Annotated in this window: 14 protein-coding genes and 3 tRNA genes; 6 read left to right on the top strand and 11 right to left on the bottom strand. The window is 68.1% G+C overall.

What is annotated here, in order from left to right; all coding sequences use genetic code 11:
• Positions 1-39: 39 nt before the first annotated feature.
• The 3 genes from ACN675_RS14985 to ACN675_RS14975 form a co-directional block, all read right to left on the bottom strand.
• On the bottom strand, positions 40-1,146 hold the full coding sequence (locus ACN675_RS14985) for a D-alanine--D-alanine ligase family protein (protein WP_420751592.1): 1,107 nt from the start codon (positions 1,144-1,146) through the stop codon (positions 40-42).
• 73 nt (positions 1,147-1,219) lie between these two features.
• Complete coding sequence (locus ACN675_RS14980) at positions 1,220-2,362, bottom strand: cystathionine gamma-lyase (RefSeq protein ID WP_420751591.1); 1,143 nt, start codon at positions 2,360-2,362, stop codon at positions 1,220-1,222.
• Positions 2,363-2,369: 7 nt separating this feature from the next.
• Positions 2,370-3,368, bottom strand: a complete 999-nt coding sequence (locus tag ACN675_RS14975; protein ID WP_420751590.1) for an NAD(P)H-dependent glycerol-3-phosphate dehydrogenase — start codon at positions 3,366-3,368, stop codon at positions 2,370-2,372.
• A 196-nt stretch (positions 3,369-3,564) separates the two neighbouring features.
• Between ACN675_RS14975 and cofC the strand changes: the two genes are divergently transcribed.
• Genes cofC through ACN675_RS14960 form a run of 3 tightly spaced genes read left to right on the top strand, consistent with a single transcriptional unit; the run spans position 3,565 to position 7,435 of the window.
• Complete coding sequence (gene cofC / locus ACN675_RS14970) at positions 3,565-4,221, top strand: 2-phospho-L-lactate guanylyltransferase (protein ID WP_420751589.1); 657 nt, start codon at positions 3,565-3,567, stop codon at positions 4,219-4,221.
• Between the two features lie 23 nt (positions 4,222-4,244).
• Positions 4,245-6,470 carry an RNA degradosome polyphosphate kinase gene (locus ACN675_RS14965; RefSeq protein ID WP_420751588.1) on the top strand — a complete coding sequence of 742 codons (2,226 nt, stop codon included), beginning with the start codon at positions 4,245-4,247 and terminating at the stop codon, positions 6,468-6,470.
• 17 nt (positions 6,471-6,487) lie between these two features.
• A complete protein-coding gene (locus ACN675_RS14960; RefSeq protein WP_420751587.1) occupies positions 6,488-7,435 on the top strand; it encodes an NUDIX hydrolase in 948 nt (315 codons plus the stop codon).
• Between the two features lie 117 nt (positions 7,436-7,552).
• On the opposite strand, the gene ACN675_RS14955 is transcribed toward ACN675_RS14960, so the two are convergent.
• The 3 genes from ACN675_RS14955 to leuC form a co-directional block, all read right to left on the bottom strand.
• Positions 7,553-8,251 carry an HU family DNA-binding protein gene (locus ACN675_RS14955; protein WP_420751586.1) on the bottom strand — a complete coding sequence of 233 codons (699 nt, stop codon included), beginning with the start codon at positions 8,249-8,251 and terminating at the stop codon, positions 7,553-7,555.
• Between the two features lie 172 nt (positions 8,252-8,423).
• Positions 8,424-9,020, bottom strand: a complete 597-nt coding sequence (gene leuD, locus ACN675_RS14950; RefSeq protein WP_248673331.1) for a 3-isopropylmalate dehydratase small subunit — start codon at positions 9,018-9,020, stop codon at positions 8,424-8,426.
• A 26-nt stretch (positions 9,021-9,046) separates the two neighbouring features.
• Positions 9,047-10,474 (bottom strand): 3-isopropylmalate dehydratase large subunit, encoded by a 1,428-nt coding sequence (gene leuC, locus ACN675_RS14945; protein ID WP_420751585.1) that lies wholly within the window; start codon positions 10,472-10,474, stop codon positions 9,047-9,049.
• A gap of 123 nt (positions 10,475-10,597) precedes the next feature.
• Here leuC and ACN675_RS14940 point away from each other — a divergent pair, with 123 nt between their 5' ends.
• The 3 genes from ACN675_RS14940 to ACN675_RS14930 all read left to right on the top strand — a co-directional run bounded on the left by ACN675_RS14940 (position 10,598) and on the right by ACN675_RS14930 (position 12,103).
• Positions 10,598-11,299: an IclR family transcriptional regulator gene (locus ACN675_RS14940; RefSeq protein WP_420751584.1), complete on the top strand. Its 702-nt coding sequence runs from the start codon at positions 10,598-10,600 to the stop codon at positions 11,297-11,299.
• Positions 11,300-11,355: 56 nt separating this feature from the next.
• Positions 11,356-11,853, top strand: a complete 498-nt coding sequence (locus ACN675_RS14935) for a pyridoxamine 5'-phosphate oxidase family protein (protein WP_420751583.1) — start codon at positions 11,356-11,358, stop codon at positions 11,851-11,853.
• Between the two features lie 82 nt (positions 11,854-11,935).
• Complete coding sequence (locus ACN675_RS14930) at positions 11,936-12,103, top strand: DUF5302 domain-containing protein (protein ID WP_197257340.1); 168 nt, start codon at positions 11,936-11,938, stop codon at positions 12,101-12,103.
• Positions 12,104-12,157: 54 nt separating this feature from the next.
• Here ACN675_RS14930 and ACN675_RS14925 read toward each other — a convergent pair.
• The 5 genes from ACN675_RS14925 to ACN675_RS14905 all read right to left on the bottom strand — a co-directional run bounded on the left by ACN675_RS14925 (position 12,158) and on the right by ACN675_RS14905 (position 15,071).
• Positions 12,158-12,230, bottom strand: a tRNA-Glu gene (locus tag ACN675_RS14925).
• 63 nt (positions 12,231-12,293) lie between these two features.
• Positions 12,294-12,369, bottom strand: a tRNA-Glu gene (locus ACN675_RS14920).
• Positions 12,370-12,456: 87 nt separating this feature from the next.
• A tRNA-Gln gene (locus tag ACN675_RS14915) sits at positions 12,457-12,528 on the bottom strand.
• A gap of 214 nt (positions 12,529-12,742) precedes the next feature.
• Positions 12,743-14,215, bottom strand: a complete 1,473-nt coding sequence (gltX, locus tag ACN675_RS14910; protein ID WP_420751582.1) for a glutamate--tRNA ligase — start codon at positions 14,213-14,215, stop codon at positions 12,743-12,745.
• A 79-nt stretch (positions 14,216-14,294) separates the two neighbouring features.
• Positions 14,295-15,071, bottom strand: coding sequence for a fumarylacetoacetate hydrolase family protein (locus tag ACN675_RS14905; RefSeq protein WP_420751581.1), 777 nt, complete (start codon positions 15,069-15,071; stop codon positions 14,295-14,297).
• Between the last annotated feature and the right edge of the window lie 42 nt (positions 15,072-15,113).

Genomic DNA, 15,113 nt, shown 5'->3' with positions numbered 1-15,113 from the left:
GCCCGCCACTGCCGCTCGGTACAGCCCGTGTCCGGGCGGTCAGCGCAGCCCGGTGCCCCGGGCGAGAGCGGTCTGCACGAGGATCGAGACGAGCTCGCCGTAGCCGATGCCCGCCGCCTCCCACATCCGCGGGTACATCGAGATCGACGTGAATCCGGGCATGGTGTTGATCTCGTTGATCACCGGTCCGTTGTCGGTCACGAAGAAGTCGACGCGCGACAGCCCCTGGCAGTCGAGTGCCCGGAACGCGCGGACCGCGAGTGCCCGCAGTTTCTCGCTGACGTCGTCGTCGAGTTTCGCGGGCACGTCGAACTCGCACACGTCGTCGAGGTACTTGGTGTCGAAGTCGTAGAAAGCCTCGTGGTTGCCGGAACTGTCCGGCATGCGGATCTCGGCGACCACGCTGGCCCGCACGTCACCGTCCGGGAATTCGAGCACGCCGCACTCGACCTCGCGCCCGACGATCGCGGATTCGACGATGACCTTCGGATCGTGCCGGCGCGCCTTCTCGAGTGCCGCGTCGAACGACTCCCAGTCGGCGACCCGGCTGATGCCGATGGACGAGCCGCCGCGGGCGGGCTTGACGAACACCGGCAGACCCAGCTGCTCCTTCTGCTCCTCGGTGAGCGAATCGACTCCCGGGCGCAGCACGATCTGGAAACCGACCGGCAGCCCCTCGGCGGCCAGCAGCTTCTTGGTGAATTCCTTGTCCATGCCCGCGGCACTGGCGAGCACACCCGGACCGACGTACGGGATGCCCGCGAGCTCGAGCAATCCCTGGATCGTGCCGTCCTCCCCGTAGGCGCCGTGCAGCACCGGGAACACCACGTCGACCGACGCGAGGACCTTGCCGAACTCCCCTTCGTCGAGTGCGACGATGTCGCCGCTGCGGGTCGGGTCGGCGGTGAGCACGAGGGCCGACCCGTCCGCCGCGACCGTCGGCAGTTCGCGCCCGGCCTTCGCGAGGCGGGCGGGATCGGAGTCGCCGAGCACCCACGCGCCGTCGGTGGTGATCCCGATCGGCACGACCTCGTACAGTTCCGGATCGAGGTTGCTCAGGATGCTGCCTGCGGAAACGCAGGAGACGGAATGTTCGTTGCTGCGGCCGCCGAACACGACAGCCACCCGGGTGCGGGGATTGCTCACGTACAAACCGTACCGGCACGGGTCCCGGTCGCCATACCCGAGTAGGGCTCCTTCCTCGCCGGAGATGCGCTCGTCACACCACCCGGAGAGCCGCGTCGATGTCGGCGAGAAGGTCCTCGGCATCCTCGATGCCGCACGAGAGCCGGACGAATCCGGCGGGCACGCGGTCGCCCCAGCGGGCGCGCCGGTCGGCCGTGGTGTGGATCCCGCCGAAACTCGTCGCCGCTCCGACCAGCTCGGAGGCCGCGACGAACCGGTGGAAGGCGTGCTCGTCGGCAAGCCGGAACGTCAACAGCGGACCGAACCTGCTCATCTGCGCGGCGGCGACCGGATGGGCGGGATCGTCCGGCAGCCCCGGATAGCGCACCCCCTCGACGGCGGGATGCGATCGCAGCATCCGCGCGACCGCGAGGGCGTTGGCGCACTGCCGCTCGAACCGCAGGCCCGCGGTCCCGAGGCTGCGATGCGCCAGCCACGTCTCGAACGGTCCGAGGACGGTTCCGGAGAACAACCGCTCCCAGTCGATGCGCGGCAGTAACGCGGAGTCGGCGACGGCGAGGTATCCGAACAACAGGTCGCTGTGGCCGCTGAGCGATTTGGTGCCGCTCGCGACGACGGCGTCCGCGCCGAGCGCCAGCGGCTGCTGGCCGAGCGGGGTGGCCGTGGTGTTGTCGACGAGCAGCAGTGCGTCGCACATGTGGCACACGGTTGCGATCGCGCGCAGGTCCACGGTGTCGAGGCCGGGATTCGACGGTGTCTCGACCAGCACGACGGAATTGTCGGGAGCGGTCACCAGAACGTCCGTCAGAGTGCCGTCGCCGAACTCCGCGCAGGACAGTTCGACGACGGTCACCCCGTGCGGCGCCAGGAACTCCTGGGCGTACGCGCGGACCTGGTAGTAGCCGTCGGACGGAACGACGACGGTGCCGCCCGGTTGCGCCAGCGACCGCAACGCGACGGTGACAGCGGACATTCCGGACCCGACGACGCGCGCCGCGGCCGCGCCTTCCAGCTCCGCGAGCGCCGATTCGAGTGCCCTCCAACCGGGATTCGATGCGCGTGCGTAGCTGTCCAGCGCCGGATCCTCGTCGGGGCCGAGTTGATAGGGCGCCGCGAACACCGGCCCCGGCTGCAGCGGTGCACCCGGTTCATGTTCTGCCGCAACTGCTTTCACACAACGCGTCGAATCGCCCCGCGGTCGCTGATCACGCGCCACGGCCGGCTCACTCCGGCTTGGTGCGACGGCCGAGCAACCGGCCGATCGCTTCGGGTACCGACAGTCCCTCGTAGCAGACCTGGTGCACCGCGTCGGTCAACGGCATCTCGACGTCGTAGTTGGCCGCAAGCGCACGCACAGACGTGCACGACTTGACGCCTTCGGCGACCTGACCGTGCGTGGCCTCCTGGGCACTCTCGAGCGAACCGCCCTGCCCGAGACGTTCACCGAACGACCGGTTCCGCGACAGCGGCGAGGTGCACGTGGCCACGAGATCCCCGACGCCGGCGAGACCGGCGAGCGTCGCCGGCTTGGCGCCGAGTGCCGTGCCGAGCCGGGTGACCTCGGCGAGGCCGCGCGTGATGATCGTCGCAATCGTGTTGTCGCCCAGACCCACACCGGCAGCCATCCCGCACGCCAGTGCAATGACGTTCTTGCAGGCCCCGCCGACCTCGCAGCCGATCACGTCGGAGTTCGTATAAGGGCGGAAATAGCCTGTGGCACAGGACTTTTGGATCTGCATGGCGCGCCCCGAATCGGTGCAGGCGATCACGGTCGCGGCGGGCTGGCCTTCGGCGATCTCGCGGGCGAGATTCGGCCCGGACAGTACCGCGATGCGGCTCTCTTCGGCGCCGGTCACCTGCGCGATCACCTGACTCATCCGCAGCAGCGTGCCCTGCTCGATCCCCTTGGCGAGACTGACGAGCGTGACATTCGGGCCGATGTCGTCCCGCCAGTGCTCCAGGTTCTCGCGCAACGACTGCGACGGCACCGCGAGGACCACGAAATCGGCACCCGCGAGGGCGAGCCGGTGATCCGATGTCGCGCGCAGCGATTCGGGCAGCGTGACACCCGGCAGGTATCCGGGATTCTCGTGCCGCGTCTCGATCGACTCGGCGACCTCCGCACGGCGCGACCAGATCGTCACATCGGTTCCGGCGTCGGCCAGCACCTTCGCGAACGCCGTCCCCCACGAGCCCGCCCCCAACACCGTCGCCTTGCTCACGCAGTCCCCTTTGCTCGTATCACCACCACCGGCCGATCACCGACCACTCGTCGACCCGGCCACTCGTCGTCACAGTATTGCGTCGTCACAGTATTGCCCAGGCGATCGTCGCGAGCTGCGCGAACACCCGCGCCCGGGGACGCACGACGGGACACCGAACCGCGCCGGCTTCCCCCGGCTGGCAGAATCGGCAGCCATGACCGCCCCGCACGTGCTGATCCCCGTCAAGGCCCTCGGCCTGGCGAAGACGCGGCTGGCGCGGGTCTACACCCCCGGCGAGCGCGCCGATCTGGCGCTGGCGATGTTCGAGGACACGCTGGACGCGGCACTGCAGCTCGAGGACGTCACGGTCACCGTCGTCACCGGCGATCCGGACGTCGCCCGGGCCGCGAGAGCGCGCGGCGCCCACGTCCTGGCGGATCCTCCCGACAGCGGAACGGAACCGCTCAACGCGGCACTGTCGTATGCCGCGGGGCAGATCCGGACGTCGACGCCGGAGGCGACGCTCGTCGCGCTGCAGGCGGATCTTCCGGCCGTGCACCCGAGCGAACTCGCCGAGGCGCTCGCGCACGCGCGGCGGGTCGGCCGGGCGGTGGTCGTGGACCACACCGGGGCCGGCACCTCTGTGCTCGTGCACTGTTTCCCCGATCGGCCGTTCGAGCCGCGGTTCGGATCGGATTCCGCCGCCCGCCACATCGCATCCGGCGCCCGCGCGCTCGAGGGCGATTGGCCCGGGCTCCGGCTCGATGTCGACACCGGAGCCGATCTCGAGGCGGCCGTGGCGCTGGGTGTCGGGCCCGCGACCACCGCGACGCTCGACCGGATCGGGCTTCCGCTCGGCTCCCTGCGTTAACCGGTTCCTGCCACAATGAATCCGTGAACAACGGTGACAGCACAGATCGACGGTCCGACCCCGATTCTTCCGAGCGCTCCGTACCGAACAGCGTCGCGACCGCGACGACGTCGCGGATCGGTTCCGCCCCGGCAGCGCCGCCCGCTGCCGCTGCGCTGCCGGCGCTCGCCGACGGCCTTCCCGAAGGCCGGTATCTCAACCGCGAACTGAGCTGGGTCGATTTCAATGCGCGAGTTCTCGCACTCGCCGAGGACACGTCGCTGCCGCTGCTCGAACGCGCCAAGTTCCTCGCGATCTTCGCGTCGAATCTCGACGAGTTCTACATGGTGCGTGTCGCAGGCCTGAAGCGCCGCGCGGAAACCGGCCTGGCGGTACGGTCCGCGGACGGACTGTCTCCGCGCGCCCAGCTCGCGCTGATCGCCTCGTCCACGCGCGAACTCGCCAACCGGCACTCCCGGGTGTTCCTCGACATGGTCCAGCCCGATCTCGCAACCGAAGGCATCTCGATCATCCGGTGGTCCGAGCTGTCGGACGACGAGAAGGTACGTCTGACCGACTATTTCGCGGAGCAGGTGTTCCCGGTTCTGACCCCGCTCGCCGTCGATCCCGCGCACCCGTTCCCCTACATCAGCGGGCTGAGCCTCAATCTCGCCGTGACAGTGAAGGATCTGAAGTCCGCGGGTGAGCACTTCGCGCGCGTGAAGGTTCCGGACAACGTCGACCGGTTCGTCCGGGTCGACCGGCCCGGCAGCTCCGAGGGTATCCCCGCTTTCCTGCCTCTCGAAGAATTGATCGCCGCGCACCTGCACGTGTTGTTCCCCGGCATGGAGATCGTCGAGCACCACGCGTTCCGCGTCACCCGCAACGCCGATTTCGAGGTCGAGGAGGACCGCGACGAGGATCTGCTGCAGGCCCTCGAACGCGAACTGGCACGACGCCGTTTCGGTTCGCCGGTGCGGCTCGAGGTCTCCGACGACATGACCGAGCACATGCTCGACCTGCTGTTGCGCGAACTCGATGTCGACCCCGCCGACGTCGTGCAATTGCCGGGCCTGCTCGACCTGTCGAGCCTGTGGCAGGTCTACTCCGTCGACCGGCCGGACCTGAAGGACGCACCCTTCGTCCCGGCGACGCACCCGGCGTTCGGTGAGCGCGAGACCCCCAAGAGCGTGTTCTCCACGCTCCGGGAAGGCGATGTACTCGTGCACCATCCGTACGATTCGTTCTCCACCAGTGTGCAGCGCTTCATCGAGCAGGCAGCCGCGGACAGCCAGGTTCTCGCCATCAAGCAGACCCTCTACCGCACCTCGGGCGACTCCCCCATCGTCAATGCGCTCATCGCGGCCGCCGAGGCCGGCAAGCAGGTTGTGGCGCTCGTCGAGATCAAGGCGCGGTTCGACGAGCAGGCGAACATCAAGTGGGCGCGCAAGCTCGAACAGGCCGGTGTGCACGTGGTGTACGGCCTCGTCGGTCTCAAGACGCACTGCAAGACGTGTCTGGTGGTGCGGCGCGAAGGTTCGACGATCCGCCGCTACTGCCACATCGGAACGGGCAACTACAACCCGAAGACCGCGCGCCTGTACGAGGATGTGGGTCTGCTGACCTCCGATCCCGAGATCGGCTCGGACCTCACCGATCTGTTCAACACACTCACCGGGTACTCCCGGAAGGCGAAGTACCGCAACCTGCTGGTCGCTCCGCACGGGGTGCGGGCCGGCATCATCGAGCGCATCGACCGCGAGATCGAGCTCGCCGCCAGGACGAGCGCAGCGACGGGAGATGCCGCCGGAGGCACCACGGGAATCCGCTTGAAGGCGAATGCTCTGGTCGACGAGCAGGTCATCGACGCGCTGTATCGGGCGTCCCGCGCCGGGGTTCCGGTCGAGATCGTGGTGCGCGGTATCTGCGCGCTCAAACCGGGTGTCCCGGGTCTGAGCGAGAACATCACCGTGCGGTCCATTCTGGGTCGTTTCCTCGAGCATTCGCGGATACTGCACTTCCGCGGCGCCGACGAATTCTGGATCGGCAGCGCGGACATGATGCACCGCAATCTCGATCGCCGCGTCGAAGTGATGGTGCAGGTGAAGGATTCGCGGCTGACCAAGCAGCTGGGTTCGATCTTCGATTCCGCCCTGGACCCTGCCACGCGATGCTGGACCCTGGAAAGCGACGGCACCTGGTCGGCATCGCCGGCGCCGGGCACCGCCGCTCGTGACCACCAGGTCGAGCTCATGCGCAGCCGGTCGTGAGTGTCGGAAGGACTTCGGTGACTTCCCCCCGGAAACCGGTGAATTCCGACAAACCCGTGAAGGCGAACATCTTCGCCGCGGGCGCCGTGCTCTGGCGACCGAACCCGGCCGATCCGGCGCGGGTCGAGGTCGCGCTCGTCCACCGACCCCGCTACGACGACTGGAGCTTCCCGAAGGGCAAGCTCGATCCCGGTGAGACGGCGGTCGTCGCGGCGGTCCGCGAGATCGAGGAGGAGACCGGATTCCGGGCACAGCTCGGCCGGCATCTCGGCAAGATCACGTATCCCGTTCCGGGACACCGCAAACTCAAACGGGTCGACTATTGGGCGGCGCGTGCGGTCCGCGGCGAGTTCGTGCCGAACCACGAGGTCGACGAGTTGCGCTGGGAGGACCCGGACACCGCGTTCGACCAGCTGTCGTACCCGATGGATCGCACGGTGCTGCGCCGATTCCGGGCCCTGCCGGTGGATACGAAGACCGTTCTGATCGTGCGGCACGCCAAGGCCGGCAGCCGCAAACAGCATCGCGGTGACGACCGGCTGCGGCCGCTCGACTCGGTGGGCAAGGCCCAGGCCGAGGCACTCGTCGCACAGCTGCGCGCGTTCGGTGCGGACAGCATCACGGCCGCAGACCGTGTGCGCTGCATCCAGACGGTGGAGCCGCTCGCCGAACAGCTGGGCGTCGACATCGCGATCGAACCGTCGCTCAACGAGGAAGACTACGCAGCCGATCCGCAGCTGGGCCGCAAACGCACGCTGGAGATCGCCCGGCGCGGCGGTTCACCGGTGATCTGCAGTCAGGGCAAGGTGATTCCGGACCTCATCCGGTGGTGGGCTGAACGGGACGGCGTCACCGTGCCCGCGACCCGCAATCGCAAGGGCAGCACGTGGGTGCTGTCGCTGCACGGGGACCGGGTCGTCGCGATCGACCACATCGAGAGCGCTCTGCCCGCCCCGCCCCGATAGACGGGTGCCCGAATGCACTTCGGCGGTCACCGGAACGGATCCGGTGACCGCCGAAACGGTTGCGCTCAGCGGATGCGGCCCGAGCGGGCCGCACGCCGATTACTTCTCGGCTGCGCCTTACTTCTTGGCTGCGCCCCGGCGGGCCGTGGTCTTCTTGGCCGCGGTGGTCTTCTTGGCCGCCGTGGTCTTCTTGGCCGCGGTGGTCTTCTTGGCCGCCGTGGTCTTGGCCGGAGCCTTCTTCGCCGCGGTGGTCTTCTTGGCCGCCGTGGTCTTGGCCGGAGCCTTCTTCGCCGCCGTGGTCTTCTTCGCTGCCGCCGTGGTCTTCTTGGCCGCCGTGGTCTTGGCCGGAGCCTTCTTCGCCGCAGCGGTCTTCTTCGCTGCCGCCGTGGTCTTCTTGGCCGCGGTGGTCTTCTTGGCCGCTGCCGCCGTGGTCTTCTTGGCCGCGGTGGTCTTCTTCGCAGCGGTCTTCTTCGCGGCAGCCTTCTTCACCGGAGCAGCCACACCGCGCTTGACGGCGGGACCGGACGCGGGAAGCTTCTGAGTGCCGGCGATGACCGCCTTGAACTGAGCGCCCGGCCGGAACGCCGGCACGGACGTCGGCTTGACCTTGACGGTCTCACCGGTGCGCGGGTTACGGGCGACACGAGCGGCGCGGCGACGCTGCTCGAAGACACCGAAACCGGTGATGGTGACGCTGTTCCCGGCATGCACGGCGCGCACGATCGCATCGACGATGTGCTCGACGGCTGCCGTTGCCGTACGCCTGTCCGAACCGAGCTTCTCGGTCAGAACGTCGATCAGCTCTGCCTTGTTCATTGATTTCCTCCGCACATCACGGTCCACCGTCAGACCGACTTGTAGTCCACGGTAGACCCGCAAACGGGCAAGAGTCTATGTGCCACGCCAATTCTCATGCAAATAGAACGGCGGACCCGGCCGAAGATCACATCGGCCGGGCCCGCCGGGGCAGTGCTGCAAGGACCCTCGATCAGGGGGTCGGGAGGGTCGTCGGTTTCCATGACGGCCTTGCGTTTTCGTACTCGGAAATCGCGTCTACCTGCCGCAATGTCAGTCCGATGTCGTCGAGACCCTCGAGCAGACGCCACCGCGTGTAGTCGTCAATAGCGAACTGCACCACAGTGGTTCCGGCCGTCACGGTCCGCTTCTCGAGATCGACTTCGAGCTCGAGGCCGGGCTGCTGTTCGATGAGCTTCCACAGCAGTTCGACGTCGGCCTGCTCGACCTGAGCGGCGAGCAGGCCCGCCTTTCCGGCGTTGCCGCGGAAGATGTCGGCGAAGCGCGACGAGATCACGACGCGGAACCCGTAATCGGACAAAGCCCACACGGCGTGCTCGCGTGACGACCCGGTACCGAAGTCGGGTCCCGCCACGAGAACCGAGCCACGGTCGAACGGCGGGGTGTTGAGCACGAACGACGGATCGGTGCGCCAGCCGGCGAACAGGCCGTCCTCGAATCCGCTACGGGTGACGCGCTTCAGGTACACCGCCGGGATGATCTGGTCGGTGTCGACGTTCGAGCGGCGCAGCGGAACACCGATGCCCTTGTGAGTAGTAAAGGCTTCCATCGAGAATTCTCCTTCGGTCCCTTGACCTAGTCCAGATCCGCCGGGGCGGAGAGCTTGCCGCGCACCGCGGTCGCCGCCGCGACCGCCGGCGACACGAGATGGGTGCGCCCGCCCTTGCCCTGGCGTCCTTCGAAGTTGCGGTTCGACGTCGACGCCGAACGTTCGCCCGGCGCGAGCTGATCCGGGTTCATACCCAGGCACATCGAGCACCCGGCCTGACGCCATTCGGCGCCCGCCGCAGTGAAGATCTCGCCGAGGCCCTCGGCCTCGGCCTGGGCGCGCACCCGCATCGAACCGGGCACGACGAGCATCCGCACCCCGTCGGCGACCTTGCGTCCCTTGAGAACATCGGCGACGGCGCGCAGGTCCTCGATGCGGCCGTTGGTGCACGAACCGATGAAGACGGTGTCGACGGCGATCTCACGCAGCGGCATGCCGGGCTCGAGATCCATGTAGCGCAGCGCCTTCTCGGCGGCCAGGCGCTCGGTCTCGTCGACGATCTCCTCGGGCACCGGCACGTTCGCGCCGAGCGGGGCACCCTGGCCCGGGTTGGTCCCCCACGTGACGAAGGGGGTCAGCGACGAACCGTCGATGTGGACCTCGGCGTCGAAACCTGCGTCCTCGTCGGTACGCAACGCATCCCACGCGGCGACCGCCGCGTCCCAGTCCGCGCCCTGCGGGGCGTGCGGACGGCCCTTCAGGTACTCGTAGGTGACCTCGTCGGGCGCGATCATGCCGGCGCGGGCGCCCGCCTCGATCGACATGTTGCAGATCGTCATCCGCGCTTCCATCGACAGCTTGCGGATCGCGTCGCCGCGGTATTCGAGGACGTAGCCCTGACCGCCGCCGGTGCCGATCTTCGCGATGACGGCGAGGATCAGGTCCTTGCCCGTGACACCCTCGGGCAGCTCGCCGTCGACGGTGATCGCCATCGTCTTGAACGGGCGCAGCGACAGCGTCTGTGTCGCCATCACGTGCTCGACCTCACTCGTGCCGATACCCATTGCCAGGGCACCGAATGCGCCGTGGGTGGAGGTGTGGCTGTCGCCGCACACCACCGTCATGCCCGGCTGCGTCAGACCGAGCTGCGGGCCGACGACGTGCACGATGCCCTGGTCGATGTCGCCCATCGGGTACAGCCGGACACCGAATTCCTCGCAGTTGCGGCGCAGCGTCTCGACCTGGGTGCGCGAGACCGGATCGGCGATGGGCTTGTCGATGTCGACGGTCGGGACGTTGTGATCCTCGGTCGCGATCGTGAGATCGGGACGCCGCAGCCGGCGTCCGGCGAGCCGCAGGCCGTCGAACGCCTGAGGACTCGTGACCTCGTGCACGAGATGCAGGTCGATGTAGATCAGATCCGGCTGCCGCGCCGAGCCCTCTCCCTCACCGCGCACGACCACGTGCTGATCCCACACCTTCTCCGCCAGAGTTTTTCCAGCCATCTTCTCCACCTGTCGTACGTGACGAACGCGGTTGCCGGTTCTCGGGGCTGTGACCGGGCCGCGTATGGTGCCGTCCCCGCCCGTCGGTACATGGGTTATGCTTCCCAGTATGCGAGACGGAGGTATCGACCTATGAGACAGCATAGCGGCATCGGAGTGTTGGACAAAGCGATGTCCGTGCTGCACGCGGTGGCCGAGCAGCCGTGCAACCTCAACGAACTGTGCAGCCGCACGGGCCTGCCGCGCGCGACCGCGCACCGGCTGGCCGTCGGCCTCGAGATCCACCGGTTGCTCACCCGGGACAGCGACGGCCAGTGGCGTCCCGGACCGGGCCTGGCCGAACTGTCCGCCGGCGCGGGCGATCCGCTCGTGGAGGCCGCCTCCCTCATCCTGCCCCGCCTGCGCGAGATCACCGGGGAGAGCGTGCAGCTGTACCGGAGGGAGGGCACCCAGCGCGTGTGCGTCGCCGCCCTCGAGCCCCCGACGGGCCTGCGCGACACCGTCCTCGTCGGCGCTCGGCTGCCGATGACCGCCGGGTCCGGCGCGAAAGTTCTGCTCGCATGGGCGGATGCCGCCACCCAGCGGGCGATCCTGCCGGACGCGGCGTTCGGTGAACGCGTCCTCGCGGAGGTCCGCCGCCGAGGGTGGGCGCAGAGCGCCGCCGAACGCGAACCGGGCGTCGCCTCGGTGGCCGCACCCGTGCGCGACGCGGCCGGGACGGTCGTCGCGGCGGTCTCCGTGTCCGGCCCCATCGACCGCATGGGACGCAAGCCCGGCGCCCGCTGGGCGTCCGATCTCCTCGCCGCCGCGGAAGCACTCCACAAGCGGCTCTGAAGGATTCCCCCGCCGGTGGTGACATGCGGGCATGACGCATGACACAGTGCTGTCCCATGGGCATCAAACAACGCGCACAGATCACCATGACGGACGACGAAGTCCTCGACTTCCTCGACCGCAGCCGTATCGCCAACATGGCGACGCTCGGGCCGTCGGGCACACCGCATCTCATCGCGATGTGGTACGCGCTGATCGACGGTGAGATCTGGTTCGAGACCAAGGCCAAGTCCCAGAAGACGGTGAACCTGCGGCGCGACAACCGCATCACCGTGCTCGTCGAGGCGGGCGACACCTACGACCAGTTGCGGGGCGTGTCGATCGAGGGCCGCGCGGAGATCACCGACGACCACGACACCCTCTTCGCGGTGTGCCGCAACGTCTGGGAGCGCTACACCGGTCCGTACACCGACGAGATGCTGCCCGCCGTCGAGCGGATGATGCACAAGCGCGTCGCGGTACGTGTGGTGCCGGACCGTATCCGCTCGTGGGATCACCGCAAGCTCGGCATGCCGGCGATGCCCATCGGTGGCACGACGGCCCAGTACCTGTAGGCGCCCGAAAATCCGGCGACAGGGCTGCCGCGTCGCGATAGATTCGTTCGCAGTCCAGACCGGCCGACCGGAGGGAGATGTCATGAGCGACACGTCCAAGGACCGGATCAAGGAGCAGTTCCGGGCAGCGCTCGAGCGCAAGAACAGCCGCGCAGGCCGGGGCACCGCCCATCTCGACGCGGATTCGAAGGCGCACGGTCCGCATGCGACCGCCGACCATCACCGCGAGTTCCGGCGCAAGAGCGGATAGCCGGTGCCGACGACGAGGAAGGCCCTCCGAGCAATGCTCGGAGGGCCTTCGCTGTACCCCCGATGGGATTCGAACCCACGCTACCGCCGTGAGAGGGCGGCGTCCTAGGCCGCTAGACGACGGGGGCCTGGACAATCTTCACTTCTTCAGAGAAGAACACCCATCGATCCGGAGATCGATGGGCAGTTCATGGTACCCCCGATGGGATTCGAACCCACGCTACCGCCGTGAGAGGGCGGCGTCCTAGGCCGCTAGACGACGGGGGCCTGAGAACTTCTTCTCTGGTTGCTTCCCGGAGGAAGCTCAGCCAGCTTAGCTGGCCGAGACGCTGTGGGCAAACCACCGCATCTCAGCTGGGGTACCAGGACTCGAACCTAGAATGGCTGAACCAGAATCAGCTGTGTTGCCAATTACACCATACCCCATTGGTCTGTTCCTTCGGCCTGCCCTGCGGGCGTCTGCGGCCTCCGTTCCGAACCGAGAGAAAGATTAGCACCAACCCCACCACGAACTACAAATCGCCTGGTCAAGAGCATGAATTGCCCGTCGGAGCGGCGTGGAACCATCCCCCGCAGACGGCTCGGCCCGCCACCCTCCGGGTGTGGAGGGTGGCGGGCCGGGCCGGCAGCGGCGGGAAGGTCAGGCGATGCCCGCGCGGGCGGAGCGCAGACGCGCCAGGGTCACGTCCCGGCCCAGCAGTTCCATCGACTCGTACAGCGGCGGGCTGATGTGCGATCCCGAGATGGCGACACGGACCGGCGCGAACGCCTTGCGGGGCTTGAGGCCCAACTCGTCGATGAGAGCGGCCTTGAGCGCCTCCTCGAGGTTGGCGGTCGTCCACTCCCCCACGCCGTCGAGCGCGGCGACGGTCGCGTCGAGCACGGGTGCGGCGTCGGCACCGAGGTTCTTGGCGGCGGACGCCTCGTCCACCGTGAACTCCGACTCGGGGACGAACAGGAACTTCAGCAGGTCCCAGGCGTCGGACAGCACGACGATGCGGGTCTGGACGAGTTCGGCGGCCGCGGAGAACCGCGCGTCGTCGACGTCGGCCGTGATGTGGCCGTGCTCGATCAGGAAGGCCTTCAACCGCGCGGCGAAGTCCGCGGGCTCGAGCAGGCGGATGTGCTCGGCGTTGATCGCGTCGGCCTTCTTCTGGTCGAAGCGAGCGGGGTTCGAGTTGACCTTCGAGACGTCGAACGCGGCGACCATCTCGTCGAGCGAGAACACGTCGCGGTCCTCGGCCAGGCCCCAGCCGAGCAGCGCGAGGTAGTTCAGCAGACCCTCGGGGATGAACCCGCGGTCGCGGTGCAGGAACAGGTTCGATTCGGGGTCGCGCTTGGACAGCTTCTTGTTGCCCTGTCCCATCACGAACGGCAGGTGACCGAACTGCGGGGTGAAATCGGCCACACCGATCCGCTGCAGCGCCTCGTACAGGGCGAGCTGGCGCGGCGTCGACGAGAGCAGGTCCTCGCCGCGCAGCACGTGGGTGATGCGCATCAGCGCGTCGTCGACGGGGTTGACGAGCGTGTACAGCGGGATGCCGTTGCCGCGGGTCAGCGCGAAGTCCGGGACCACACCCGCCTTGAACGTGGTTTCACCGCGCACCAGGTCGTTCCACGTGAGGTCGTGGTCGGGCATGCGCAGCCGCACCACCGGCTTGCGTCCCTCGTCGAGGTAGGCCTGCCGCTGCTCGGGCGTCAGGTCGCGATCGAAGTTGTCGTAGCCGAGCTTGGGGTCGCGGCCGGCGGCCTTGTGCCGCTCCTCGACCTCCTCGGGAGTCGAGAACGACTCGTAGGCCTCACCGGCCTCGACGAGCTTGGCGACGATGTCGAGGTGCAGATCCCGCCGCTGGGACTGCCGGTACGGCTCGTACGGCCCGCCCACCTCCGGCCCCTCGTCCCACTCCAGGCCGAGCCAGCGCAGGGCGTCGAGGATCGCCTGGTACGACTCCTCGGTGTCGCGGGCTGCGTCGGTGTCTTCGATGCGGAACACGAAGGTGCCGCCGTGGTGGCGCGCGAAGGCCCAGTTGAAGAGGGCGGTGCGCACCAGGCCCACGTGCGGGGTTCCGGTCGGGGACGGGCAGAATCGAACGCGTACTTCGCTGCTGGTCATGGCTCACTCTGGTAGAGGGATGAAAAGTCCCTACCAGGCTAGTCCTCCCCGCCGCGGCGGCAGAAGCGAAGTGCGGTTGTCACGCGCCCTTCGCGACGACCGGATTGGTGAGGGTGCCGATCTTCTCGATCGTCACCGACACGGTGTTGCCCGGCTCGATGGGGCCGACACCCTCGGGGGTTCCGGTGAGGATGACGTCACCCGGAAGCAGCGTCATCACGGCGGAAACCCACTCGATGAGCTTCGGAATGTCGTGGATCAGCAACGAGGTTCGGCTGCGCTGACGCTCCTGCCCGTCGACCTCGGCGGAGATCTCGAGGTCGGAGGCGTCGAGGTTCGTCTCGATCCACGGACCGAGCGGGCAGAACGTGTCGTGCCCCTTGGCACGGGCCCACTGGCCGTCCTGCTTCTGGTGGTCGCGAGCGGACACGTCGTTGGCGATGGTGTATCCGAGCACGACGGCGAGTGCCTTCGCGGCGGGCACGTCCTTGCACGGCCGGCCGATGACGACGGCGAGTTCGGCTTCGTGGTGCACGAGCGAGGTGTTGCGCGGGATGACGATCGGGGCGCCGGGGCCGATGATCGAGGTGTTCGGCTTGAGGAAGATCACCGGCTCCTCGGGCACCTCGTTGCCGAATTCCGCGGCGTGCGCAGCATAGTTGCGTCCGACGGCGACGACCTTGCTCGCGAGGATCGGCGCGAGCAGGCGGACGTCGGCGAGCGGCCAGCTACGGCCGGTGAACGTGGGCGTCCCGAAAGGGTGCTCGGCAATCTCTTTCGCGATCGCGGCATCCGACTCACCTTCGATGCTGACGAAGGCGACACCGTCCGGGCTGGCAATTCGACCAAGGCGCATGACGCGCAGTCTATCGGTGTGCCGACACTCACCCGGCGCCCC

This window comes from Rhodococcus sp. O3 (assembly GCF_048897285.1).
Classification (GTDB): Bacteria; Actinomycetota; Actinomycetes; order Mycobacteriales; family Mycobacteriaceae; genus Rhodococcus.
The sequence above is the reverse complement of the archived record's forward strand: the minus strand, read 5'-3'. Positions and strand labels throughout refer to the sequence as shown.